Source organism: Peribacillus sp. NPDC056705 (assembly GCF_043656335.1).
The window spans coordinates 1-500 of record NZ_JBHTYI010000156.1 but is presented as its reverse complement, the minus strand read 5'-3'; the positions used below and the strand labels follow the sequence as shown (position 1 = coordinate 500).

Below are 500 nucleotides of genomic sequence, written 5' to 3'. Positions count from 1 at the left end.
TCGTCAGTTAGAGCGAGATCATCCGCAAGCATTCGCTTCGCTGCAATACATGGAACAGCCGATGGATCGGGAGTTAAGCAATGCCCGCTACTCCTTGAAACCGCTGATCGAATGGAAGCCGATTATAGCCGATGAGAGCCTAAGCAGTCTCCCAGCACTGGAACAGTTGGATGCGCTCGGTTGGAGCGGGATTGCGCTCAAGACTTGTAAGGGGCACTCACTGGCTCTGATCGCCTATTGCTGGGCGAAGTCACGGGATCGGTATGTGACGATGCAGGATCTGACCAATGTCGGCCATGCTTTCGTTCATGCGGCGAATTTGGCATCACATCTGGCGCTGTCGACAGAGGCGCTGGAATATAACAGCCGGCAATACGCCCCGGATAGTCAAGCAGAGGTGCAGAAGGACTATCACGGATTATTCCAGGTAAGAGATGGGAGCATTCATCTGGAAGCGATCAGGCACATAGGTCTGTACTAGTCATGAGGCAAAGCGGAAA

1 protein-coding gene is annotated in these 500 nt (G+C 53.2%); it reads left to right on the top strand.

Features of this window, described 5'->3' with window-relative positions; translation table 11 throughout:
* On the top strand, positions 1-481 hold a 481-nt coding region (locus ACFRAK_RS28450), incomplete at its 5' end, for a hypothetical protein (protein ID WP_394573107.1).
* Between the last annotated feature and the right edge of the window lie 19 nt (positions 482-500).